At 59.4% G+C, this 22435-nt stretch carries 31 protein-coding genes; 2 read left to right on the top strand and 29 right to left on the bottom strand.

Annotated elements, in window-relative coordinates; all coding sequences use genetic code 11:
* Nucleotides 1–58: 58 nt before the first annotated feature.
* From IC234_RS14255 to IC234_RS14240, 4 genes are all read right to left on the bottom strand, one after another.
* Nucleotides 59–454: a hypothetical protein gene (locus IC234_RS14255; protein ID WP_190925761.1), complete on the bottom strand. Its 396-nt coding sequence runs from the start codon at nucleotides 452–454 to the stop codon at nucleotides 59–61.
* 52 nt (nucleotides 455–506) lie between these two features.
* Nucleotides 507–1202, bottom strand: coding sequence for a HupE/UreJ family protein (locus IC234_RS14250; RefSeq protein ID WP_190925759.1), 696 nt, complete (start codon nucleotides 1200–1202; stop codon nucleotides 507–509).
* A 1-nt stretch (nucleotide 1203) separates the two neighbouring features.
* Entirely contained in the window at nucleotides 1204–2532 is a 1329-nt protein-coding gene (locus IC234_RS14245; protein WP_190925757.1) for a tetratricopeptide repeat protein, read from the bottom strand.
* A 127-nt stretch (nucleotides 2533–2659) separates the two neighbouring features.
* A complete protein-coding gene (locus tag IC234_RS14240; protein ID WP_190925755.1) occupies nucleotides 2660–4834 on the bottom strand; it encodes a DUF4331 domain-containing protein in 2175 nt (724 codons plus the stop codon).
* A gap of 311 nt (nucleotides 4835–5145) precedes the next feature.
* Between IC234_RS14240 and hscA the strand changes: the two genes are divergently transcribed.
* Together hscA and IC234_RS14230 are read left to right on the top strand one after the other, a co-directional pair.
* On the top strand, nucleotides 5146–7017 hold the full coding sequence (gene hscA, locus IC234_RS14235) for a Fe-S protein assembly chaperone HscA (RefSeq protein ID WP_190925753.1): 1872 nt from the start codon (nucleotides 5146–5148) through the stop codon (nucleotides 7015–7017).
* A gap of 44 nt (nucleotides 7018–7061) precedes the next feature.
* Entirely contained in the window at nucleotides 7062–8411 is a 1350-nt protein-coding gene (locus tag IC234_RS14230; protein WP_190925750.1) for an O-antigen ligase family protein, read from the top strand.
* A 95-nt stretch (nucleotides 8412–8506) separates the two neighbouring features.
* On the opposite strand, the gene IC234_RS14225 is transcribed toward IC234_RS14230, so the two are convergent.
* The 25 genes from IC234_RS14225 to rplP form a co-directional block, all read right to left on the bottom strand.
* Nucleotides 8507–8995, bottom strand: a complete 489-nt coding sequence (locus tag IC234_RS14225; protein ID WP_190925749.1) for a hypothetical protein — start codon at nucleotides 8993–8995, stop codon at nucleotides 8507–8509.
* Between the two features lie 55 nt (nucleotides 8996–9050).
* On the bottom strand, nucleotides 9051–9365 hold the full coding sequence (locus IC234_RS14220) for an FtsB family cell division protein (protein WP_223827676.1): 315 nt from the start codon (nucleotides 9363–9365) through the stop codon (nucleotides 9051–9053).
* A 74-nt stretch (nucleotides 9366–9439) separates the two neighbouring features.
* A complete protein-coding gene (gene eno / locus IC234_RS14215) occupies nucleotides 9440–10711 on the bottom strand; it encodes a phosphopyruvate hydratase (RefSeq protein ID WP_190925747.1) in 1272 nt (423 codons plus the stop codon).
* Nucleotides 10712–10910: 199 nt separating this feature from the next.
* Nucleotides 10911–11510, bottom strand: a complete 600-nt coding sequence (gene rplQ / locus IC234_RS14210; protein WP_190925745.1) for a 50S ribosomal protein L17 — start codon at nucleotides 11508–11510, stop codon at nucleotides 10911–10913.
* Between the two features lie 176 nt (nucleotides 11511–11686).
* A complete protein-coding gene (locus tag IC234_RS14205) occupies nucleotides 11687–12676 on the bottom strand; it encodes a DNA-directed RNA polymerase subunit alpha (protein WP_190925743.1) in 990 nt (329 codons plus the stop codon).
* Nucleotides 12677–12847: 171 nt separating this feature from the next.
* Nucleotides 12848–13453, bottom strand: a complete 606-nt coding sequence (gene rpsD, locus IC234_RS14200) for a 30S ribosomal protein S4 (RefSeq protein ID WP_190925741.1) — start codon at nucleotides 13451–13453, stop codon at nucleotides 12848–12850.
* A 26-nt stretch (nucleotides 13454–13479) separates the two neighbouring features.
* Nucleotides 13480–13872, bottom strand: coding sequence for a 30S ribosomal protein S11 (rpsK, locus tag IC234_RS14195; protein ID WP_035567868.1), 393 nt, complete (start codon nucleotides 13870–13872; stop codon nucleotides 13480–13482).
* Between the two features lie 87 nt (nucleotides 13873–13959).
* Nucleotides 13960–14337 carry a 30S ribosomal protein S13 gene (rpsM, locus tag IC234_RS14190; protein WP_190925729.1) on the bottom strand — a complete coding sequence of 126 codons (378 nt, stop codon included), beginning with the start codon at nucleotides 14335–14337 and terminating at the stop codon, nucleotides 13960–13962.
* Nucleotides 14338–14436: 99 nt separating this feature from the next.
* Nucleotides 14437–14553 (bottom strand): 50S ribosomal protein L36, encoded by a 117-nt coding sequence (rpmJ, locus tag IC234_RS14185; protein WP_046246595.1) that lies wholly within the window; start codon nucleotides 14551–14553, stop codon nucleotides 14437–14439.
* A 21-nt stretch (nucleotides 14554–14574) separates the two neighbouring features.
* The gene (infA, locus tag IC234_RS14180) at nucleotides 14575–14793 is read right to left on the bottom strand and encodes a translation initiation factor IF-1 (protein ID WP_035567874.1); all 219 of its coding nucleotides are present in this window, start codon (nucleotides 14791–14793) and stop codon (nucleotides 14575–14577) included.
* Between the two features lie 5 nt (nucleotides 14794–14798).
* Nucleotides 14799–15578, bottom strand: coding sequence for a type I methionyl aminopeptidase (gene map, locus IC234_RS14175; RefSeq protein WP_190925717.1), 780 nt, complete (start codon nucleotides 15576–15578; stop codon nucleotides 14799–14801).
* A 6-nt stretch (nucleotides 15579–15584) separates the two neighbouring features.
* Nucleotides 15585–16904: a preprotein translocase subunit SecY gene (gene secY, locus IC234_RS14170; protein ID WP_190925713.1), complete on the bottom strand. Its 1320-nt coding sequence runs from the start codon at nucleotides 16902–16904 to the stop codon at nucleotides 15585–15587.
* A 15-nt stretch (nucleotides 16905–16919) separates the two neighbouring features.
* On the bottom strand, nucleotides 16920–17372 hold the full coding sequence (gene rplO / locus IC234_RS14165; RefSeq protein ID WP_190925709.1) for a 50S ribosomal protein L15: 453 nt from the start codon (nucleotides 17370–17372) through the stop codon (nucleotides 16920–16922).
* 13 nt (nucleotides 17373–17385) lie between these two features.
* Nucleotides 17386–17565: a 50S ribosomal protein L30 gene (gene rpmD, locus IC234_RS14160; RefSeq protein ID WP_190925707.1), complete on the bottom strand. Its 180-nt coding sequence runs from the start codon at nucleotides 17563–17565 to the stop codon at nucleotides 17386–17388.
* Between the two features lie 5 nt (nucleotides 17566–17570).
* Nucleotides 17571–18062: a 30S ribosomal protein S5 gene (rpsE, locus tag IC234_RS14155; RefSeq protein ID WP_035567955.1), complete on the bottom strand. Its 492-nt coding sequence runs from the start codon at nucleotides 18060–18062 to the stop codon at nucleotides 17571–17573.
* 93 nt (nucleotides 18063–18155) lie between these two features.
* On the bottom strand, nucleotides 18156–18506 hold the full coding sequence (gene rplR, locus IC234_RS14150; RefSeq protein WP_046246591.1) for a 50S ribosomal protein L18: 351 nt from the start codon (nucleotides 18504–18506) through the stop codon (nucleotides 18156–18158).
* Between the two features lie 9 nt (nucleotides 18507–18515).
* Nucleotides 18516–19070, bottom strand: a complete 555-nt coding sequence (rplF, locus tag IC234_RS14145; protein WP_190925704.1) for a 50S ribosomal protein L6 — start codon at nucleotides 19068–19070, stop codon at nucleotides 18516–18518.
* A 27-nt stretch (nucleotides 19071–19097) separates the two neighbouring features.
* Entirely contained in the window at nucleotides 19098–19496 is a 399-nt protein-coding gene (rpsH, locus tag IC234_RS14140; protein ID WP_190925702.1) for a 30S ribosomal protein S8, read from the bottom strand.
* Nucleotides 19497–19860: 364 nt separating this feature from the next.
* A complete protein-coding gene (gene rpsN, locus IC234_RS14135; RefSeq protein WP_035567891.1) occupies nucleotides 19861–20130 on the bottom strand; it encodes a 30S ribosomal protein S14 in 270 nt (89 codons plus the stop codon).
* A 12-nt stretch (nucleotides 20131–20142) separates the two neighbouring features.
* The gene (gene rplE / locus IC234_RS14130) at nucleotides 20143–20697 is read right to left on the bottom strand and encodes a 50S ribosomal protein L5 (RefSeq protein ID WP_190925700.1); all 555 of its coding nucleotides are present in this window, start codon (nucleotides 20695–20697) and stop codon (nucleotides 20143–20145) included.
* 15 nt (nucleotides 20698–20712) lie between these two features.
* On the bottom strand, nucleotides 20713–21057 hold the full coding sequence (gene rplX, locus IC234_RS14125) for a 50S ribosomal protein L24 (protein ID WP_190925698.1): 345 nt from the start codon (nucleotides 21055–21057) through the stop codon (nucleotides 20713–20715).
* A gap of 3 nt (nucleotides 21058–21060) precedes the next feature.
* On the bottom strand, nucleotides 21061–21429 hold the full coding sequence (rplN, locus tag IC234_RS14120; protein WP_190925695.1) for a 50S ribosomal protein L14: 369 nt from the start codon (nucleotides 21427–21429) through the stop codon (nucleotides 21061–21063).
* Nucleotides 21430–21438: 9 nt separating this feature from the next.
* Nucleotides 21439–21735, bottom strand: coding sequence for a 30S ribosomal protein S17 (rpsQ, locus tag IC234_RS14115; protein ID WP_190925693.1), 297 nt, complete (start codon nucleotides 21733–21735; stop codon nucleotides 21439–21441).
* A gap of 5 nt (nucleotides 21736–21740) precedes the next feature.
* Nucleotides 21741–21953, bottom strand: a complete 213-nt coding sequence (rpmC, locus tag IC234_RS14110) for a 50S ribosomal protein L29 (RefSeq protein WP_190925691.1) — start codon at nucleotides 21951–21953, stop codon at nucleotides 21741–21743.
* Nucleotides 21954–21956: 3 nt separating this feature from the next.
* The gene (rplP, locus tag IC234_RS14105) at nucleotides 21957–22382 is read right to left on the bottom strand and encodes a 50S ribosomal protein L16 (RefSeq protein ID WP_046246580.1); all 426 of its coding nucleotides are present in this window, start codon (nucleotides 22380–22382) and stop codon (nucleotides 21957–21959) included.
* Between the last annotated feature and the right edge of the window lie 53 nt (nucleotides 22383–22435).

Raw genomic sequence — 22435 nt, 5'->3', positions numbered from 1 at the left:
CAGCACACCGCGGCGGTGCTGAGCCGGGCCTGGCCCGGTCGCAACGCTCCTCATCAACTTATGCCCGGCGGGGCGGTGGCGAATGGCACCCCCCGAAGCCAGCCGCTTCGGCAACTGGGCCAGCGGGCACATTCTCAGCAGCAACCGGCGCTGCACATGGCCGCACGCAGCTCACCTGGCCGGCTAGCTCGCAGTGCACGTCCAGCGCCTTGAGTTGGGCCAGGTAATGCAGGCCCGTGCCGGTGGGCAGTTTCACGTTTGCCACGTGCTGCGCGCCGTTGCACTGCTCAAAGCAGTCGAGGCGCAGGTAGTTCTGCTGCTGGCAGTGCCGGCTGTGCACGTACGGCCGGGCGGCGGAAAACGCCGGGGCTTCAGGTCGGCGCACCGCCAGGCCGGCGCCCACCACCAGTAGGTAGTTGGCCAGCAACAGCAAAGCGAGCAACGAGCGCAGCATCGACGACGGCGAAAAAAATGAATAGGGCAAACCCGGGACGCAGGCCCGGAAATCAGGAAAAAAACACGCGCTCCACGGTCCAGTAGGCCGCCACCAGGCCGATAACTACCGATACCGGCACCACCACCCGCTGCTTGTACCAGCTTTTATCGGCCGCCCAGCGCCCCACCAGCGCCCAGCAGAGCAGAATCACGGCCACCTGCCCGGCCTCCACGCCCACGTTGAAGGAAATGAGCGAGCCGAAATAGTCCTTTGGCGGCAGCCCCAGCCCGGTGAGGGCGCTGGCGAAGCCCATGCCGTGCACCAGCCCAAAGCCAAACACCACCGCCACGCGCCACGGGTTGAGCCGGTCGGTGATGATGTTTTCGATGGCCACAAATAGAATGGACAGCGCGATAATGGGCTCGATGATGGCCGGCAGCGGCTGAATGAGCCCGTACATGGCCAATCCCAGCGTGATGGAGTGCGCCACCGTAAACGCCGTGGCTTGCAGCAGCACCGGTTTGAGCCGCGGCTCCAAGATGTAGAGACTAATGATGAAGAGAATGTGGTCGAACCCCAGCGGAATGATGTGCGTGAAGCCCAGTTGCAAGTAGGTCCACAGTATCTCGGTGCGCGACAGTTTCGAGAGGTCCGTGTTCAGGACGTGCGCGGCCGCGGGCAGCGCCAGCCATAGGAGCGCAGGCAGCACCAGCGCGGCGCGGCGCGCCCGCTTACTGCCCGCAAACGCTCCTGCATTAAGCTTCATATCAGCGGACGGCCAACAGTCTTTTGCCCTCGGCTTCCACGTCGGGGTTGAGGTAGGGGGCAGTTTTCAGGGAGTTTTCAATCAGCGCCTGGCCTTCCGCCGTTTTGCCCAGCTTGCTGAGGATGAGGCCGGCGCGGGCCAGCAGCACCGGGTTTTTGGAGCCGGTGCGGCGGGCCACCTGCATGTATTTCTGGGCCTCGGCGTATTGGCCGCGCTTGTAGAGCACCCAGGCCATGGTTTCGTTCACGTCAATGTTGTCGGGGCGACGGCCGTACTCAATTTTGGCGTGCTCCAGCGCCTTGTCCAGTTCGTTGGTTTTGAGGTAGGCGTAGGCCAGCTCGCGGTCGGCGTAGTGGCCCATCTGCTCGTTGTCATCGGCCTCCTGGGCGGCGCTGGCCAGCATCGCAATCGACTCTTTGGCCATTTTTTGGGCTTCGCTGGGCTGGCCGTTCAGGCGGTACAGGTCGGTCAGCTCATCGGCAAAAGCGTAGTCTTTCACCAGGCCGCGGGCCTGCTGGTAATACCTGATGGCGGTGGCGTAGTCGCGCCGCGCCGCGGCCATGCGCCCCATGCCGGCCAGGGCGTAGGCATAGCCGGGGCGGGCCGCCAGCGCCATGAGGTAGTAGCCGCGGGCCCGGGCCGTGTCGCCGCTTATCTCGTGGAGGTGGCCCAGGGCCACGCGGGTCCACTCGGTTTGCTCCAGGCCAATGTAGCCGGCTTTCACGGCCATGTCCATGGCCTGAATGGCGCCCGGCACGTCGCCATAAATCTCGCGCAGGTAGCTCACGCGGGCATACGCCGGCAGGTCAGGCCGCAGCTCGTTCATTTTGTCGGCCATCTTAATGGCTTCCTCGTAGTGGCCCATTTCCACGTTGGCGTCCGTCAGCAGGCCGTACACGAAGCCGCTGTTGGGGTTGAGCTGCCGGGCTTGTTCGGCAATGCCCAGGCCCTGGGCAAAATGGTGCTGCGTGAGGCTGAGCGAGGCCTTGCAGCACAGCGCCTCGAAGTTCTCGGGCCCGGCCTGGAGCACTTCTTCCAGCAGCTCCATGGCCGCGCCGTCGTAGTAGGGGTGGTCGCCGGTCACGCGGGCTTCCTGCATGTAGGCCTGGGCCAGGAGCAGGCGGCTTTTGTGGTCGGCGGGGTTTTGGCGCAGCTTGGCTAACAGGCCCTCGATGGCGGCTTTGGTGTTCAGCCACTCGCCACCAGCGGCCAGGTCGCCGTGGCGCTCCTTGAGCTCGGGCGTGCGCACGGCGGGTTTCTTAAAAACGAAGATGGCAAGGGCCAGGAGCCCAAATACCAGCAGCAAACTTGGGTATAGATACTTTTTCACAAGCGCAGAAAGTCAATTGGCAACAAGGTAAGGCCCGGCAAGCCGTCACCGAAAAAGAGCCGCCGCCAGCCCATCACGGGACCTAACGGCGGCTCTTCATTCAGCGGTCAGAGAAATCTGACTCCGATTATTGGCGCTCGATGCGCACCGACTGCACTACCGTGCTGCCGTTGTACAGAGTGGCAATGTACTGGCCGGGGGCCACGTCGCGGCCCGGCGTCCAGGTCAGTTCGTTCACGCCTTGGGCAAACGCTTTGTCCTTGGCTACGGTGGCCACGCGGCGGCCGGCAGCGTCGCTAATCACGAGGCTCAAGGTGCCGCGGGTGGGCAGTTCGAAGTGCAGGGTGGTGCGGTCCACGAAGGGGTTCGGGAAAGCCTGGGCCACGGTCAGGTTGGGCGAGAGGCCGAGGCCGGCCGAGCGCTGGGCCAGGGCCACGCGCTGGGCATTGGTGCCGCTCCACGGCGTCTGCACATAGGGGAAGGAAGCGCGGAACGTGGTGTCGTTGGCGCTGACGCCGGCGTTGAAGCCAAGCACGCGGCCCAACTGGGCGGTCACGGGGTTCGTCGACGAAGGCGTGTAGTCGTCGTACCACAGGCCAATGGCGGCCAATACCACGCCACCAACGGCTTTCAACTCAATGCGGGTCACGTCATCCTCCAGACGGCGGCCATTGGGGAAGCCGTCCATATTCGGAATGGCTTGCAGCGCATTACTGGCATTGTACCGGCTATCGGTGAGCCCGAGTACAGCGGCAGCCAACAAGCCGTCGGAGCTAAAATCAGCCGAGTTACGAGCAGTAGGCTGCACGGCCATGTTCAAGCGCAACATGTCGCCGCCGGGGTTGCTGGCCGAGGCCCCCACCAGCAGGAAGTTGTTGATGAAAGGCTTACCAGCAGCCAGCGGGTTGCCGGCTTTGCCAGTTGCCAACTGGTAGGGAATAGCGTTCGGCACACCGGTGTGGAAGATGGGCAGGATATCAACCGAGCGGGGCTTGCCCGGGCGCAGCAGGTACTCGCCGTAGCCGCCGCTGGCCAATGGGGCCAGGGCCGTGCCGGCCACCAGAGGCGTGCCGGCCAGGGCGCTCACGCCAGCCGCGCCGTTGCGGAAGTCGAAACCAGCGAAAGACGAGCCGCCCAGCAGGGCCTGGCCAGCCAGCGACTTCGATTGAATGCGCAGCGGACCCAGGCCGGGCACGGCTTCGCCGTAGTAGGTCTGGCCAGCAGGCTTGGGCGCCGTGGGGGCCACGGGCACGTTGTCGGCCATGTACAGGCCCAACTCGGGGTTCGAGAGGTAATCGTCGGTGGCGGCCACCTCGGCGTAGGGCGAGCCCGCGTTCCAGGCATCTTTGGCCCCAATGGGGTTAATGACTTCGTTCAGCAGCGGCATGCCGATGCGCGACACCTGCACGTAATTGCCCGAAGTAGTGGGCGCGGCCCCCGTAGCCGACAGCACGCGAGTAGAAGGACGACTGGCCGAGGCCCACACGCCAATGATGTAGTTAGAATCGAGAATGTTGGTGGTGCCGGTCAGAGCCGGGGCGCTGGCCTTCTTCAGCAACGACACCGGAATCTGCATGGCGATGGCGTGGGTGTTTTTGCGGGCCAGGCCGTCGCGGGCCGAGCCGGGAGCACGGATGCCGCCCAGGTCGAAAATGCCGCCCAAGTCGGCGAAGAACGGGTCATCGGTGGGACCGCAGAATATTTTGGTACCATCGGCGAGCGTCTGGATGGCGTTAGTCATCAGCGTGGCGTAGGTGGTGTTCAAACCGGCCGCGCTGGTAATGGAACGCGGCCCTACATTGGGCGGCGGCACAATGCCATTGCTTACGATGGTGCTGAATGCCCCACCACCCGTGCTTTTTTCGCAGATGTAGGTGGTTTTCAGGTTCTGCTGCCCCAACCGGATGTTAAAGAAGGTGGTCGGGTCCTGGTTGGTGCGGGTGAAGGTGAAACGGTACGTAATGTCGTCGCCGGCATTGCCGGCCGTGCCGTTCTTGATGTGGATTTCGTAGCGCACGTTCTCGCCAAACGTGTTGTAGTTGGGACCGCCCTGGGGCAGTTCCAGCGGAATATAGTTGGCGATGATGGTAACAGCGGCGTTCGCGTCGTTGCCCGGAAATTCGGGGCTGCGGAAGGCGTAGAGGTCGGTGTTATCGGCCAGCGGGTCGTCGGCGATGAGCGGGGCTTCGCGGTGGCTCGAGGCCTCCAGCGTGTTGTGTTGGCCACTCCAGGCCAACATCCCTCCCACCGAAGTTGCGAGCAGAGCAACGTGGAACAGGGGACGAGTAAGCAGGTTTTTCATGTAAAAAGCGTGAAAGGAAAAGGTGAAAAAATAGGCAATGCGGAGCCTGAACACCTGCCACCGTATCGGCCGGATATTTCGGATTCCCAAATGTTTACAGCATTTGTCCTTTCCTTACGAGCCCTACAATCGTTTTGGTTTGAAATAATATCAAAATCTTCGAATAAAATTCAGGCATTGTAAATAGCCGGCCGCTCCCGGTTGCATCATTTCCAGCCCGGGCCTGTTTAGGGGCTACTTTTGTATTGGCGCCAGCCGGCGTTATTTTTTTATTTCCTCCGGGCCCGCGCCACCGCGGGCCCCTCCTTTATATGGCTACAGTCGCTATCAACCTTGCCACCGGCAGCCTCCAGCAAGAAGAAATCATCGTGGGCATCGACCTGGGCACCACCAACAGCCTGGTGGCCTACGTGCACCCCGAAAACCGTCAGCCCGTGGCCATCAACGACCTCGGCCGCGGCAGCATCGTGCCCTCGGTGGTGCACTTCCCCACTGACGGCGCCGAGCCCGTGGTGGGCACCGAAGCCCGCGAGTTTCTGCTCACCGACCCGCAGCGCACCATTTACTCGGTGAAGCGCCTGCTGGGCAAAAGCTACCGCGACCTCGGCGAGCACGCCCAGCAGCTGGGCTACAAGGTCATCGACGACAATTCCGAAGGCCTGGTGAAAATCCGCGTCGACGACCGGTTCTTCTCCCCCATCGAGCTATCGGCCGACATTCTCCGCGAGCTGCGCGCCCGCGCCGAGCACGCCCTCAAAACGCCCGTGAATCGCGCCGTCATCACCGTGCCGGCCTATTTCAACGACTCCCAGCGCCAGGCCACCCGCGACGCCGGCCGCCTCGCCGGCCTCGAAGTGCTGCGCATCGTGAACGAGCCCACGGCCGCCGCGCTGGCCTACGGCATCGGCCTCGACCCCGACGAGGAGAAAACCGTGGCCGTGTACGACCTCGGCGGCGGCACGTTCGACATTAGCATCCTGCGCATTCAGCAGGGCATTTTTGAGGTGCTGAGCACCAACGGCGACACCTACCTGGGCGGCGACGACCTTGACCGCGCCGTGGTCGAGCACTGGACCAACACCTTCGGCCTGCCCGCGTCTTTCCACTCCGACCCGCACCTGCAGCAGCAGCTGCGCCTGGCGGCCGAAATGGCCAAGAAGCACCTCAGCCAGCACGACGACTTCACGACCCACCTCACCGACGAAGCCGGCCGGAACATCCCCGTCACGCTCACCCGCGCGCAGTTCAACGACCTCATCCGCCCGCTCGTGGACCGCACCATTGCGGCCTGCCGCCAGGCCCTGGCCGATGCGAAGCTCGAAACCAAGCTCGACGCCGTGCTGCTGGTGGGCGGCTCCACGCGCGTGCCGCTGGTGTACGAGGCCGTGTCGGAGTTCTTCGGCCAGCCGGCCAACAACTCACTCAATCCCGACGAAGTGGTGGCCCTCGGCGCCGCCATTCAAGCCGATATTCTGGCCGGCAACCGCCGCGACGTGCTGCTGCTCGACGTGACGCCGCTCACGCTGGGCATCGAGACGCTGGGCGGGCTGCTCGACCCCATCATTCCGCGCAACTCCAAAATCCCGACCAAGGCCGGCCGCCAGTACACCACCAGCGTCGACGGCCAGGTCAACCTGAAAATTGCCGTGTATCAGGGCGAGCGCGACCTCGTGAGCCAGAACCGCAAGCTGGGCGAGTTTGTGCTGACGGGCATTCCGGCCATGCCGGCGGGCCTGCCTAAGGTCGACGTGAATTTCCTGCTCAACGCCGACGGCATCCTGAAAGTAGAAGCCATCGAGCTGCGCTCCAACACCCGCCAGCAGGTCGAAATCAAGCCCCAGTACGGGCTTACCGACGAACAGGTAGAGCAAATGCTGATGGACTCGCTGGTGAACGCCAAGGAGGACGTGGCCACCCGCCTGCTCATTGAAGCGCGTACCGCCGCCGAGCAGTTGCTGTACCAGGTCGACAACTTCACCCGCAAAAACCGCCAGCATCTCACCGACGAAGAGCTGACGGCCACCGCGGCGCAGGTCGCCACCGTGCGCACGGCCCTGGCCGGCACCGAGCGCGACCCCATCCTCAAGGCCATGGACGAGCTCGACGAGCTGACCCGGCCCTATGCCGAGCGGGTGATGAACATTTCCATTCAGCAGGCCATGGCGGGCAAGAAAATCGGCTAGCCCCGACACCTCGTTGCGCCCGGGTGGTGCACTATTTTTTCCGCATGGATTCTTCGCGTTTTCGCTCGCTGTTGCTGGGCCTGTTCTATGTTTCGCTGGCCAGCCTGCCGCTCTCGGTCGACTGGTTTTCGGAGCGTTGGCGCTTTGGGCTGATGGTGGCTTCAGAGCCGCTAATGGCCCTCACGGTGGGCGTGCTGGGGCTGGGGCTGCTGGCGGGCTGGGTGCCCTGGCCGCGCACCGCGCGCCGGCTCGATAAGCTTATCGGGCTGCATTTTGGCGCGCTGTTTTTGTCTACCGTGTTTTCCAGCGCGCCGCTGGTGTCGGCCAAGTACTTCGCGGCCGTGCTGCTCTACGCCCTGTTCGGCTACGGCGTGCAGCGCGTGCTACGTCTCGAGCGCGCCGAGTGGTTTCGGGCGCTGGGGGCACTGGCGTTGGGCACCGGCATCTTAGTGGCATATGCATTGGCGCGTCACGCAGTGGTGGGCATTTCCTACACCATTTCGTACATGATTGCCCAGCCCTTCCTCGAGCACGGCCACACCAACCTCACGGTGCTGCTCGAGCCCTTGGTGCTGCTGCTCAACATGGCGCTGCTGTTCCACCCGCGGGCCCAAAGCCAACGCGGCCGCTTCGCGGTCACAGCTGCGCTCACGGGCGTGCTCATGGTGGTGGCGTTTTCCTACTCGCGGGCGTCTTACATCTCGCTGCTGGCGCAGGCGTTGCTGCTGCTGGCATTTTCGGGGCGTGAGGCGGGCGTTCGGCTGCTGCTGCCGTGGGCCGTGGCCACCGGCTTCATCCTCGGGGCCTGGCAGGTCATCCACATGGTTCACCCCCACCCCTTCACCCGCACCAAAACCGACTTGCTGCACGAGCTGGGTTCGGTGAGCGACTTCTCTTCAACCAACGAGTCGAATGCCGAGCGCATGAGCCGCTGGGTTTACAGCCTCTCGCTCTTTCAGCAAGAGCCCGTGGTGGGCGTGGGCCCGGGCACGTTCCCCGACCGCTACCTCGACTTCGTGCGCCACGACCCCGAGCATCCCAACTACACCCCCACCCTGCGCCGCATGAACGCGCACAACCTCTACCTCGACTGGCTGGCTGAGTCGGGCGCGCTGGGCTTTCTCACCGGCGTGCTGCTGCTGGGCTACCTCGTGCTACGGCAGCTAAAGTGGGTGTTTCGCTGGCGGCAGACACCGGCTCAGGTGGGCTTCACGGTGTACCTGGTGTTTTTCCTGTTGCACTCCTTCACGCAGGATTTCTGGCAGGAGCCCCGCGTGATAGTGCTGTTCTGGCTGGCGGTGGGCCTGCAGCGCTACTACGGCCGCGCGGCCATGCCGCCCGGAGCCAAGCCTGCTGCTCCCACGCTGTTGCCTGCTCCCGACCCAGCCGCTTGACTACCGCTTTCAGCACAACCAAGCACAAAAAATGTTTTGTGCCGTTAGTGTAGTTCTAAGCCGCCCATCTTGGAACCCACGCTAATCAGGCTTATTTAGCGTTTCCGAGGTGTCATTAATGGCTTGGCCGGCTTTGACGGTATGCTGGGCCGCAGACCAAACCCCAGCACTGCCCGCGATGCAGTGTCCCGAAACGTTACTTCCAATAGCACCGGCGGTGGTTTAATAGCGGAGTCAGCAGCGAAGGAAAATGCGTAAAAAAGTCGCGAGGCCCCGCCATCGCCTAGCCGCACGCCCAGCTTATATAGCTCAATAGCCTGCCGGTGTTTATGCCCGCTGCGCCACAGCGGCCGGGCCGATGCCTCAAACCGGGCCAGGCTGATGGTATGCTGCACTTCCGGCGCCAGCCGCCGGTAGGCCGCCGAATAGTCAGCCCGCAGCACGGCCCGCAAAAATTGGTGAGCCGCCTGGGCTTGGCTCTGATGCGGCGCTGCAGCGGGCTTCGGGGTTTCATGGGCGCCTGCCCACCCGCAGGCCGCCGCCAGCAGCCCCGCCATCAACAGCGCTTTTTTGTGTGCTTGCATGGCCTAAAGTACGGCCATTTCGGCGCAGACGCGCCGTAGCGAGTCCGTTGGTCGCCTACTCCTCGGTAGCGGGTACCAGCACGAATACGTCCTCGCCGGGCCGCTTCATGAGGTATTTCTCCCGCGCAAATTTCTCCAGCAGCGCCGGCGAGCTCATCAATTCGGCCCGCTCCTTCTTCACCACCTCAATGTTGTCGAGGTAGTACTGCTTCTCGTTGCGCAGCTCCTGCCACTTGCGGTAGATGTCGAACTGCTTGCCCAGGTCGTTGGCGTCAAACACCAACATCCACACCAGAAAGCCCATCCCAGTGAGGAAATAAAAGCTGCGGAACACGCGCAGCATCGGACCGATAAACGAGGGTAGTTGCATCAGGGTAAAGATAACAGAACGGCCGGCTTCGCTCACGCAAAACCGGCCGTTCTGTTGTTACCCGAGAGGATTCCCTACATTTTCTTGCCGGGGAAGTAAGCCACTTCGCCCAGTTCCTCCTCAATGCGGAGCAGCTGGTTGTACTTAGCCATCCGGTCGGAGCGCGAGGCCGAACCGGTCTTAATCTGGCCGGTGTTCAGGGCCACGGCCAGGTCGGCAATGGTGTTGTCCTCCGTCTCGCCCGAGCGGTGGCTCATGATGCTCTTGTAGCCGTTGCGGCGACCCAGGTTAATGGCGTCAATCGTCTCGGTGAGCGTGCCAATCTGATTTACCTTAATGAGAATGGCGTTGGCGATGCCTTCGTCGATGCCGCGCTGCAGGCGGTTCACGTTGGTCACAAACAAGTCGTCGCCCACCAGCTGAGTTTGCTTGCCCACGCGCTCCGTGAGGGCCTTCCAGCCGGTCCAGTCGTCCTCGTCCATGCCGTCCTCCAGGCTGATGATGGGGTATTTCTTCATCCAGTCGGTCCAGTAGTCCACCATTTGCGACGAAGTCAGCTTGTCGCCGGTGCTCTTCTTGAAGTGGTACACGCCGTCCTCGTAAAACTCCGACACGGCCGCGTCCATGGCAATGAACACGTCTTCGCCGGGGCGGTAGCCAGCCGTTTCGATGGCCTGCAACACAATCTTGATGGCGTCCTCGTTCGACTTGATATTGGGCGCAAAGCCGCCTTCGTCGCCCACGTTCGTGCTGAAGCCTTGCTTCTTGAGCACGTTCTTCAGGTGGTGGAAAATCTCGGTGCCCCAACGCAGGGCTTCCGAGAACGACGACGCCCCCGTGGGCATAATCATGAACTCCTGAAAGTCGATGGAGTTGTCGGCGTGCGAGCCGCCGTTCAGGATGTTCATCATCGGCACGGGCAGCGTCGAAGCCCCTACCCCGCCCACGTAGCGATACAGCGGCATGCCGGCGTCTTGCGCGGCCGCGCGGGCCGCGGCCAGGCTCACGCCCAGAATGGCGTTGGCGCCCAGGTTGGCTTTGTTGGGCGTGCCGTCCATCTCCAACATAATCTTGTCGAGCAGGGCTTGCTCGTATACCGAGAAACCCACCAGTTCCTCGGCAATGCGGGAATTGACGTTGTCAACGGCTTTGAGTACGCCTTTGCCCATGTACATCGACTTGTCATCGTCGCGCAGCTCCACGGCTTCGTGTTTGCCGGTGCTGGCGCCCGAAGGCACGGCGGCGCGGCCCACCACGCCCGAGTCGAGCGTGACGTCCACTTCTACCGTCGGATTACCGCGGGAATCAAAAATTTGGCGGGCATGAATTTGCGAAATGAAGCTCATAGCAGGGCGTTTGGTAAACAGTTAAAGTTGCTGCAAACGTACGCGAATCGGCTGGGATATGCACCTTTGGCCAAGTAAAACCGCCGCCCGCTACGCGTTTAGGAGAGCTACGCGGTACAGAAAAAGGGTGCTTCCTTAAAACAAAAAAGGGACGCCCTTCGCGGAGCGTCCCTTTCTTCTTTTCAGCAACTGCTACGAATTAAGCACCAGCCTCGTCAGCCTTAGCCTCTTCGCGGCTCTCGCCATCTTTCACGGTTTCGGTGGCCGTATCAGCCGGAGCCGACTGCTCAACTACAGCATTCGGAGCAACAGCTTCGCCTTTCACTTCGGTAGCCGAAGTAGCGGCATCGCCAGCAGCTTTCTTGCCACCACGACGCGAACGACGGGTAGTGCCAGCAGCTTTATCAGCAGCCGCCTGCTTCGACTCAATCAGGGTTTCGTTGAAGTCCACCAGTTCAATCACGCACATGTCGGCGTTGTCGCCCAGACGGGTATCGCTCAGCTTCAGGATGCGGGTATAGCCACCGGGACGGTTCGCAATTTTGCTCGAAATGTTGCCAAACAGCTCCTTAATCGACTCTTTGTCCTGCAAGGCAGCAAACACCATTCGACGCGAGTGCGTCGTGTCTTCTTTCGACTTGGTCAGCATCGGCTCCACGTACTTGCGCAGGGCTTTGGCTTTGGCCACCGTCGTCGTCAGACGCTTGTGCAGGATGAGCGACGAAGCCATGTTCGACAGCATCGCGTGGCGGTGGGCGGTAGTACGGCCCAGTTGGTTAACTTTTCTTCCGTGTCGCATCGGACGTTTGAAAATGTGTGCACTTGCGGGCGGCGACCACGGCGGGCCTTCGAGGCCTCATTAGAACCGCTGCCCCTTGGGCGCACTGATTAAAAAAAAATGAGTAAAAAAGAATGGCTGAACCTTTGTTGGCCGACTGCAACGCAGTCAACTCTTCAACGGTTCAGCCATCACTGCTATTCTTCGTCGAGACGATACTTGCTCAAATCCATGCCGAACTCCAGGCCGCGCTCTTCCACGAGGTTTTCGAGTTCGGTGAGGCTCTTCTTGCCGAAGTTGCGGAACTTCATCATGTCGGCAATCTCCAACTGCACCAGTTCGCCCATCGTCTTGATGTCGGCGGCCTTGAGGCAGTTCTTGGCGCGTACGCTGAGCTCCATGTCCTCCAACGGAGTCTTGAGCATCTTGCGCATCTGCATGGTTTCCTCATCAATCGGCTCGTCTTCGGTTACGCGCGGCCCCTCAAGGGTCATCGTGTTGTCCGAGAACAGCATGAAGTGCTGGATGAGGATGTTGGCAGCGCCTTTCAGCGCCTCCTCCGGATGAATCGAACCGTCGGTCTGAATCTCAATGATGAGCTTCTCGTAGTCGGTCTTCTGCTCCACGCGGGTGTTCTCGATGCTATACTTCACGTTCTTGATGGGCGTGTAGATGGCATCAATGGCAATCTGACCGAAAACCTGGTCGGCCGGCTTGTTCTCGTCGGCGGGCACGTAGCCGCGGCCACGGGCAATCGTCAGCTCCAGCTCCAGCTCAACGCTGGGGTCCAGGTGCGCAATCACGTGGTCGGGGTTCAGCACCTCGAAGCCGCTGGCGAACTTGGCAATGTCGGCACCCGAGAAGGTATCCTGGCCTTTCACGCGCACCGTAATTTTATCCGAGATGGCATCGCTCACTTTCTTGAAGCGGACCATCTTCAGGTTCAGGATGATTTCGGACATGTCCTCAATCACCCCTTCGATGGTCGAAAACTCGTGCAGCACGCTGCTGGTGCGCACCGACGTGATAGCGAAACCCTCCAGCGACGACAGCAGAATGCGACGCAGCGCATTGCCGATGGTGACGCCGTAGCCCTTCTCGAGCGGCTTAAATTCAAACGTCCCGGTGAAGTCGTCGGATTTCTCCATCACCACTTTCTCCGGCATCTGAAAAGCTAAGATTGACATATGTGGGGCGTTAAAAAAGTTGTAGCGCACGCGGTAGCTTGCGCCAATTAAATAAAATCTTGCATGCTGACAGCTTAAACGCAGTAAGCGCAAGCTCAACGCATGCGCTATATAGCCGAGTAAGCACAAGTGCGGCCCGGCAAATTGCCGGGCCGCTACCAGTAGCGCTAATTACTTCGAATACAACTCGACGATGAGCTGTTCCGTGATTTTCTCCGGAATTAGTTCACGGCTGGGGGCGGTGGTGAATTTGCCAGCCAGCTCCTTGCCGTCCCACTCCAACCAGGAGAACTGGCGCGAGTTGCGAACCGACAGGCTCGTGGTGATGGCTTCGAGCGACTTCGACTTCTCACGCACGGCCACAATGTCGCCGGGACGCAGGTGGTACGAAGGAATGTTCACCACTTCACCGTTTACGGTGATGTGCTTGTGGCCCACGAGCTGACGAGCCGCGCGACGCGTCGAGGCGATGCCCAAACGGTACACGGTGTTGTCGAGACGGGCTTCCAGCAGGGCGAGCAGGTTGTCGCCGGTGATGCCGGGCATGGTGGCAGCCTTGTGGAACAGGTTTTCGAATTGCTTCTCCAACATGCCGTACATGTACTTCACCTTCTGCTTCTCCATCAGCTGCACGGCGTATTCCGACTGCTTCTTGCGGCGGCCGCGGCCGTGCTGGCCCGGAGGATAAGCTTTCTTATTGAGCGCTTTGTCGGGGCCGAAAATCGGCTCGTTGAAGCGACGGGCAATTTTTGAGGTAGGGCCGGTATAACGTGCCATCTTATTATCCTAACTGAAGTGAAAAACTAAACGCGACGACGCTTGGGGGGGCGGCAGCCGTTGTGGGGCAGCGGCGTTACGTCGCGGATGGTGGTCACCTCAATGCCCACGTTGCCGAGGGCGCGGATGGCCGACTCACGGCCCGAACCCGGGCCTTTCACGAATACTTCGGCTTTGCGCATGCCCAGGTCGTGGGCCACTTTGCCGCAGTCGCTCATCGCCATTTGAGCGGCGTAGGGCGTATTTTTCTTCGAACCACGGAAGCCCATCTTGCCGGCCGAAGCCCACGAAATAACTTGACCGTTGTTGTTGGTGATGGAGATGATGATGTTGTTGAACGAGGCACGGATGTGTACCTGGCCCACCTGCTCCACCACGACAACGCGCTTCTTGGCTTTGTCTTTTCTTTTTTGTGCCATTTGGTTATCGCAAAAAATGCGGGAGGTGTTGGCGCTGGCTGCGCGAGTACACTACTCGCCAAAGCCAGCGCCGATTCCCGTGTGAGATTATTTCGTTGCCTTCTTCTTGCCGGCCACCGTTTTGCGCTTGCCCTTGCGGGTACGCGAGTTGTTCTTGGTGCGCTGACCACGAACCGGCAACCCTTTGCGGTGACGCAAGCCGCGGTAGCAACCAATGTCCATCAAACGCTTGATGTTCGTGGTCACTTCCGAGCGCAGCACGCCTTCGGTCTTGTGCTCAGCGGCGATGATGGCGCGGATGGCACCCGACTCCTCGTCGGTCCAGTCCTTCACCTTCTTGTTCACATCAACACCAGCCTGCGTGAGGATTTTGCTGGAGTTGCTCCGGCCAATGCCGAAAATGTAAGTCAGGGCGATTTCGCCGCGCTTGTTGTCCGGGATATCAACCCCTGCGATACGAGCCATTGTGTGTGGTTATGTGTTTGCGGACAGAACCCCGGCAGCGGCTTGGAAGGCGGTAAGTAACCTTACCAGTACCCAAGGCTCCGGGATTCTAAAATGGGATTAGCCCTGACGCTGTTTGAAGCGGGGGTTTTTCTTGTTGATGACGTAGAGCTTGCCATTACGGCGGACCAGTTTGCAGTCCACGCTACGCTTTTTCACCGAGGTTTTTACTTTCATGACCTGTGAAGAGAAACGAGTTTATTTATAACGATACTTGATTCGGCCCTTCGACAAGTCGTAGGGAGACATTTCCAGTTTCACCTTGTCGCCGGGCAGAATCTTGATGTAGTGCATCCGCATCTTGCCCGAAATGTGGGCAATCAGCTGGTGGCCGTTCTCCAGCTCCACGCGGAACATGGCGTTGGAGAGGGCTTCGAGGATGGTACCGTCCTGCTCAATCGAGGCTTGTTTTGCCATAAGGGCTACTGCAATGCTTTTTCTATGAATTCAAAGGAGGTCAGAATTTCTGCCTTCTCTTTTCTAACAACAACGGTGTGCTCAAAGTGCGCCGAGGGTTTTCGGTCCTTGGTGCGAATCGTCCAGCCATCCGCCTCCTGCACCACATCCTTCTTGCCTAAGTTTACCATTGGCTCGATGGCCAATACTAACCCCGTCTGCAAGAGCGGCCCAGAACCCCGCTTGCCGTAATTCGGCACTTCGGGTTTTTCGTGCAGCTTAGCTCCAACTCCGTGGCCCACCAATTCGCGCACCACCCCGTAGCCCATCGGAGCTACGTGATTCTGGATAGCGTAGCTGATGTCGCCCACGCGGTTGCCGCTCACTGCTTGTTCGATGCCTTTGTAAAGGGCTGCCTTGGTTTCCCGCAGCAAAGCCAGTACTTCCGGCGCCACCTCCCCGATTGGGTAAGTGTAAGCACTATCTGAATGAAAGCCATTCAGGAAAACCCCGCAGTCTACCGTCAGAATATCGCCGCTCTTCAGCGGCTCGTCGGTAGCAAACCCGTGCACCACCACCGAGTTTGGCGATAGACACAAGCTGAAGGGAAACTGATTATACCCTTTAAAGGACGGCACCCCACCATGGTCCCGGATGAACTCCTCCGCGCGCTTATCAAGCTGCCGCGTCGTGACTCCTTCCTTCACCATTCCCGCGACTTCGCCGTGGGCCCTGGCCAGCAACTGGGCGCTGGCTCGGATGAGGTCAATCTCTTCTTCGGTTTTATATTGAATGCTGCCGCTCATGGCTGCTTACGACGCTATTGAAATCGGCTGGGCCGTGCGACCGCGCAGCTTGCCAGACTTCATCATGCCATCGTAGTGCTGCATGAGCAGGTAGCTCTGTACTTGGTTCACCGTGTCAAGCACCACACCCACCATGATGATGAGCGACGTGCCGCCATAGAAAGCCGAGAACGGGCGAGTCACCCCAAGGAGCAAAGCAATGGCCGGGAAGATGGCGATGAGTGCAAGAGCAACGGCACCGGGCAGTGTCACACGGGTCAGGATTTCATCAATGAACTCCGAGGTATCGCGGCCAGGCTTGACGCCGGGTACGAAACCACCGCTCCGCTTCAGGTCATCGGCAATCTGGTTAGGATTGACGCTGATGGCGGTGTAGAAGTAGGTAAAGATGATAATTAGTAGGCCGAAGGTCAGGTTGTACTGCCACGAAGTGTAATCCGAAAACTTCACGCCGATGTAGCTGGCGGTATCGCTCTGGTTCTGCCATACCGACGCCACGATGGCGGGAACGAACATCAACGACTGCGCGAAGATGATGGGCATTACGCCGGCAGCATTCACTTTGAGAGGAATGAACTGACGCTGCGCATCCAACTGCGTGGTGCCGCCAACTTGTTTAGCGTACTGCACAGCGATACGGCGAACAGCTTGCGTGAGCACGATAACCGCCATGACCACGAGGAACAGCACCACCATTTCCAGCAGGAAGATGAGGGACTTGTTCACGCCTTTGGCAGCGGCCTCACCGATGATGGCACCGGGGAGACGCGACACGATTCCAATCATGATAATCATGGAGATACCGTTGCCGATGCCTTTGTCCGTGATTTTCTCGCCCAACCACATGCAGAACAACGTGCCGGCCGTGATGATAATCATGGTCGAAACGGTGAAGAACGTGCCAGGATTGATGATGGCTTCGGCGTTAATCGTGGCGATGAAGCCAACCGATTGGGCCAACACAATCGGAATCGTGAGAATCCGGGTGTACTGGTTGATTTTCTTACGTCCCGACTCGCCTTCCTTCTGGAGCTTCTGGAAGTAGGGCACGGCGATGGTGAGCAGCTGCAACACAATCGACGCCGAGATGTACGGCATGATGCCCAGCGCGAAAATCGACGCGTGGCTGAATGCGCCGCCAAGCAGCGTATCCAGAATGCCAAACAAGCCTTGGGCGCCGGTCTTGAGCTGCGTGGGGTCAACGCCCGGCAGCACCACGTAAACGCCTAGGCGATAGATGGCAATGAAGAAAAGCGTATTGAGGATTCGCGTACGCAAATCCTCAATCGCAAAAATGTTCTTTATCGACTCGATAAACTTATTCATTGCCGAAGGTAGCTATTAGAGCGTTACCGCTTTGCCGCCAGCCTTCTCGATGGCCTCAACGGCCGACTTCGAGAATGCATGAGCATGAACTTCTACCGCCGTAGCGATTTCGCCACGGCCCAGAACTTTGATTTTAGCGTTTTTCGAGGCCAGACCTTTAGCCACGAAGAACGAGGCGTCCATGGTCGTAGCCGAAGCGTCCTTTTCGAGCAGCGAAGTCAACACGTCAAGGTTGATGGCTTTGTACTCGACGCGGTTCAGGCTCTTGAAGCCGAACTTAGGCACACGGCGCTGCAGGGGCATCTGGCCACCTTCGAAGCCGGATTTGCGCTTGTAGCCCGAACGCGACTTAGCGCCTTTGTGACCACGGGTCGACGTGCCACCGCGCGTGGAGCCTTCGCCCCGGCCAATCCGCTTCTCGTTTTTAGTCGAGCCGTAGGCGGGCGATAGATTGCTGAGATTAAGCATGACGAATATAGTCTTACAGTTCGGTTACTTGGAGCAGGTGCTGCACGCTCTTCACCATGCCCAGGATGGACGGGTTCGATTCGTGGGTAGCGGTGCTGTTGAGTTTGTTCAGGCCGAGGGACTGAACGGTGCGCTTCTGACGCTCGGGGCGGTCAATGGCGCTGCGCACGAGCTTTACTTGAATTTGTGCCATGTCAATTAACCGTTAAAAACGCGGGCCAAAGAAATACCACGGGCTTGGGCGATTTGCAACGGGTCGCGCATTTTGGCGAGGGCTGCAAACGTTGCTTTTACCACGTTGTGAGGGTTCGACGAGCCTTTCGACTTCGCCAGCACATCCTTGATACCGGCGCTCTCGAACACGGCGCGCATAGCACCGCCGGCGATTACACCCGTACCAGCCGCTGCGGGCTGGATGAGCACGAAACCACCGCCGTAGCGGCCTTCCATGAGGTGAGGAACGGTGTGCTTGTACATGGGCACTTTCACCACGTTCTTCTTGGCGTCGTCAATGCCTTTGGCAATGGCGTCGGTTACTTCGTTGGCTTTGCCGAGGCCGTAGCCCACGTTGCCGTTGCCGTCGCCCACTACCACGATGGCAGAGAAGCTAAAGCGGCGACCGCCTTTCACCACCTTCGCTACGCGGTTGATGGCTACTACTTTTTCTTTGAAGTCGGAGTCAGCACCCATGCGGGAGTTGTCCTTGTTCCGGTCGCGGTCGTTGCTGCGCTGACGGTCGCCCCCGCCCCGGTTGTTGTTGTCGCGTTCTTGCGCCATGATAATTTAGAAATTGAGGCCGCCTTCGCGAGCACCTTCAGCCAATGATTTTACGCGACCGTGGTAGAGGTAGCCCGAGCGGTCGAACACCACCTTCGTGATGCCTTTCTCTTGAGCTACGGCGGCAATCTGCCGGCCTACGGCAGCGGCCAGGGCCACGCCGTTACCACCTTCTGCGGTTACTTTTTTCGAGGAAGCAGCAGCCAGCGTGCGGCCGGCCGTGTCGTCGATAATCTGGGCGTAGATGCCCGTGTTGCTGCGGAACACCGACAGGCGCGGACGCTCCGAGGTGCCGGACACTTTCGTGCGGATAATGCGCTGAATCCGCTTGCGGCGAGTTGCTTTATCAAATGCCATGATGCGAATTTATTTAGAAGCCGTTTTACCAGCTTTGCGACGGATAATCTCGCCCACGAAGCGCACACCCTTGCCTTTGTAAGGCTCAACTTTGCGCAGCGAACGAATTTTGGCGGCCACCTGGCCCAGCAGCTGGTTGTCGATGCTGTTGAGGGTCACAATCGGGTTCTTACCTTTTTCGGTAACGGCCGTGGCGGTTACTTCTTTCGGCAGGGCGATGTAGACGTTGTGCGAGTAGCCGAGGGCCAGCTCCAGCGTGCTGCCCACGAGCGAGGCCTTGTAGCCTACACCCACGAGTTCGAGCTGCTTGGTGAAGCCGTTGCTCACGCCTTCCACCATGTTGTTGATGAGCGAGCGGTACAGGCCGTGCATGGCCTTGTGGCGCTTCTGCTCGGTGGGGCGGGTTACGGTGAGGGTACCGTCTTCAATGGCAACGTTGATATCGCGGTCTACTTGCGTAGAAAGCGTGCCCTTCGGGCCTTTCACCGTTACCACGTTGTCTTTCTCAACCGAAATAGCGACCCCGGTGGGGACGGAAATCGGGAGTTTACCAATACGTGACATATATGAGTTAGCTAAAGCGGTTCCGGATTAGTACACGTAGCACAGCACCTCGCCGCCCACGTTCTCGGTTTTGGCCTCTTTCTCCGTCATCACGCCCTTCGAGGTCGAGATGATGGCGACGCCCAGACCGCTGAGTACCCGCGGCAGGTTGTCGGCAGCCACGTACTGACGCAAGCCGGGCGTCGAAACGCGCTGCAGCTTGGTGATGGCGGGAGCCTTGGTGGTCGGGTTGTACTTCAGGGCGATTTTGATGGTGCCCTGAACCGACGAATCATCAAACCGGTACGACTGAATGTAGCCCTTTTGGTAGAGCACCTTCGTGATTTCCTTTTTGATGTTGCTGGCCGGGATTTCTACCACCCGGTGGTTCGCCTTGATGGCGTTGCGCACCCGGGTCAGGTAGTCGGCAATGGGGTCAGTGTTCATTGATAAGTAAATACGTCCGCTTTTTTCGGAGCGCAAAGATAAGAAAATTTCGCCGGGTGCCCAACGGGACCAACGAAATTTCGGTTAAGACTACTTGGCACGTCCGGCGACGGTCCGGCCAATGGTTTCTTTTGGCAACCTGCCAAATGGTTTTGAGGCAAGCCTCAGGTTTTGGGAGTGCAAAGGTAGCGGAAAGCGAAGCACTTATGCAAGTGCACGGCAAAAATCAATATGAACGTTCGCAATGATTCTTTCCGATACATTGGCGTCCGCCTTTAGAGAGGATGGGTGAGCTGAAAGCAAAATAGGCGCTCCAGCCGAAGCGGGAGCGCCTATTCGATTGCTTACGAAAAGCCGTACTGGACTACCAGCTCGACTTGGTCACACCGGGAATTTTCCCGGCGAGGGCCATTTCGCGGAAACGCACGCGGCTGATGCCAAACTTGCGCATGTAGCCGCGGGGGCGGCCGTCAATCATGTCGCGGTTGTGCAGGCGCACGGGCGAAGCGTTTTTGGGCAGCTTGTCGAGACCTTCGTAGTCGCCGGCAGCTTTCAGAGCCTTGCGCTTCTCAGCGTAGCGGGCCACGGTGGCAATGCGCTTGCGCTCCCGTGCTTTGATGGATTCTTTAGCCATGAGTTCGGAAGATTAAGCGTCTTTTTTAGCGTTGGCGAAAGGCATACCGAACGCTTTCAGCAGCTCGTAGCTCTGCTCGTCGTTTTCGGCGGTGGTCACGAACGTGATGTCCATGCCTGAGATGCCTTTGATTTTGTCAATCGAGATTTCGGGGAAGATGATTTGCTCCTTCACGCCGAGCGTGTAGTTGCCACGACCATCGAACCCTTTGTCGTTGATGCCTTTGAAGTCACGTACGCGGGGCAGGGCCACCGTCAGGAGACGGTCCATGAACTCGTACATGCGCTCGCCGCGCAGGGTCACCTTCGCGCCGATGGGCATGCCTTCGCGGAGCTTGAAGTTCGACACCGAACGCTTGGCGATGGTCGGAACGGCTTTCTGGCCCGTGATTTGGGTCAGCTCTTCCACGCCGTTGTCCACCAGCTTCTTATCTGCTACCGCCGCGCCAATGCCGCGGTTGATGCAGATTTTGGTAATGCGCGGTACCTGCATGATGCTCTTGAACTGGAATTTCTCCTGAAGCGCCGGTACTACGTCTTTTTTATAAATGTCTTTGAGACGGGCCATGATGGTGGGGGCTGCTTAAGCCGTTTTGGCAGAGGCACGCTTGGCTTTGGCAGGGGCAGCAGCCGGAGCTGCGGCAGCTGCGGCGCCTTTGCGCACCCGCTCACCGGTGGTGGGGTTGATAGCCTGCACGTTGCTCACGTGCATGGGCGCCTCCATCTTGGTGATGCCGCCCTGGGGCGATTTGGCGCTCGGCTTGTTGTGTTTCGTCACCAGGTTCAGACCTTCAACGGTTACGCGCTGGGTCACCCGGTTCACCGACTTGATAACGCCGGTTTTGCCACGCTCGTCACCGGCAATCACCTTCACGGTGTCGCCCGTTTTCACGTGCAGTTGTACGGGAGCTGCTTTCTTGATAGCCATAGCTTAGAGTACTTCGGGGGCTAAGGATACAATTTTCATGAACTGACGCTCACGGAGCTCACGGGCCACTGGGCCGAAGATGCGCGTGCCGCGGGGCTCGTCGTTGTTGTTGAGCAACACGGCGGCGTTGTCGTCGAAACGGATGTACGAACCGTCTTTGCGGCGTACTTCTTTCTTCGTGCGAACCACTACGGCCTTGCTTACGGTGCCTTTCTTGGCGTTGCCCGAGGGCAGTGCCGACTTGATGGCTACCACGATTTTGTCGCCAACGCTGGCGTATTTCTTGCCCGTGCCACCCAGGACACGGATGCAGAGGACTTCCTTGGCGCCGCTGTTGTCGGCCACCGTCAGGCGGGATTCTTGCTGTATCATTGCTCTGGATTACTTAGCGCGTTCAATAATTTCCACCAGGCGCCACCGCTTGGTTTTGCTCAGCGGGCGGGTGCTCATGATGCGCACCGTGTCGCCTTCGCCGCACTCGTTTTTCTCGTCGTGGGCGTGGAATTTCGTGGTTTTGGTCACGAACTTACCGTAGATGGGGTGCTTGTGTTTCTGCACCACGGCCACGGTGATGGATTTGTCCATCTTGTTGCTCGTTACCGTGCCGGTGATTTCCTTGCGCATGTTGCGCGAGTCTTCAGCTACGGCTTGGTCTTGGGTTGTTACGTCGGTTGCCATCGGAATTAAGCGGGGTTAGAGGCCTGCTCGTTGTTCCGACGAGTCTGCTCGGTGAGCAAGCGGGCGACGTTTTTACGGTTGGCCTTGAGGCGGGCGGGGTTTTCCAGGGGCGAAATCGCGTGAGCGAAACGCAGCTGCTGTCCCTGAGCCTGCTCGGTTTTGATTTGCTCTTTCAGCGCATCGGCGGAAAGGCCTTTGAGGTCGGTCTTGTTCTTCATGACTTAAGCAGCGTCCGTATAGTCGCGGCGAACCACGAATGAAGTTTTTACGGGAAGCTTCTGAGCCGCCAGACGCAGCGATTCTTTAGCTACTTCCAGCGACACACCGTCCGACTCGAACATGATTTGGCCGGGCTTCACGCAGGCTACCCAATACTCGGGCGAGCCTTTGCCTTTACCCATGCGCACCTCAGCGGGCTTCTTGGTAATCGGCTTGTCGGGGAAAATGCGAATCCATACTTGCCCTTCGCGTTTCATGGCGCGGGTCATGGCGATACGAGCAGCCTCAATTTGGCGAGCCGTAATCCAAGACACTTCCAGCGACTTGATAGCGAACGAACCGAAGTCTATGGAGCTGCCGCGGTAGGCGAGGCCTGTTACGCGACCCTTTTGCATCTTGCGATACTTGGTCCTTTTCGGTTGTAACATTTTAGTTTATTGTAAAGAGAGTGTTCTAAAAGAGAGGGGCGAACAGCCGAACA

This window comes from Hymenobacter armeniacus (assembly GCF_014699055.1).
Lineage (GTDB): Bacteria > Bacteroidota > Bacteroidia > Cytophagales > Hymenobacteraceae > Hymenobacter > Hymenobacter armeniacus.
This window is presented reverse-complemented; position numbering and strand designations above follow the sequence as displayed.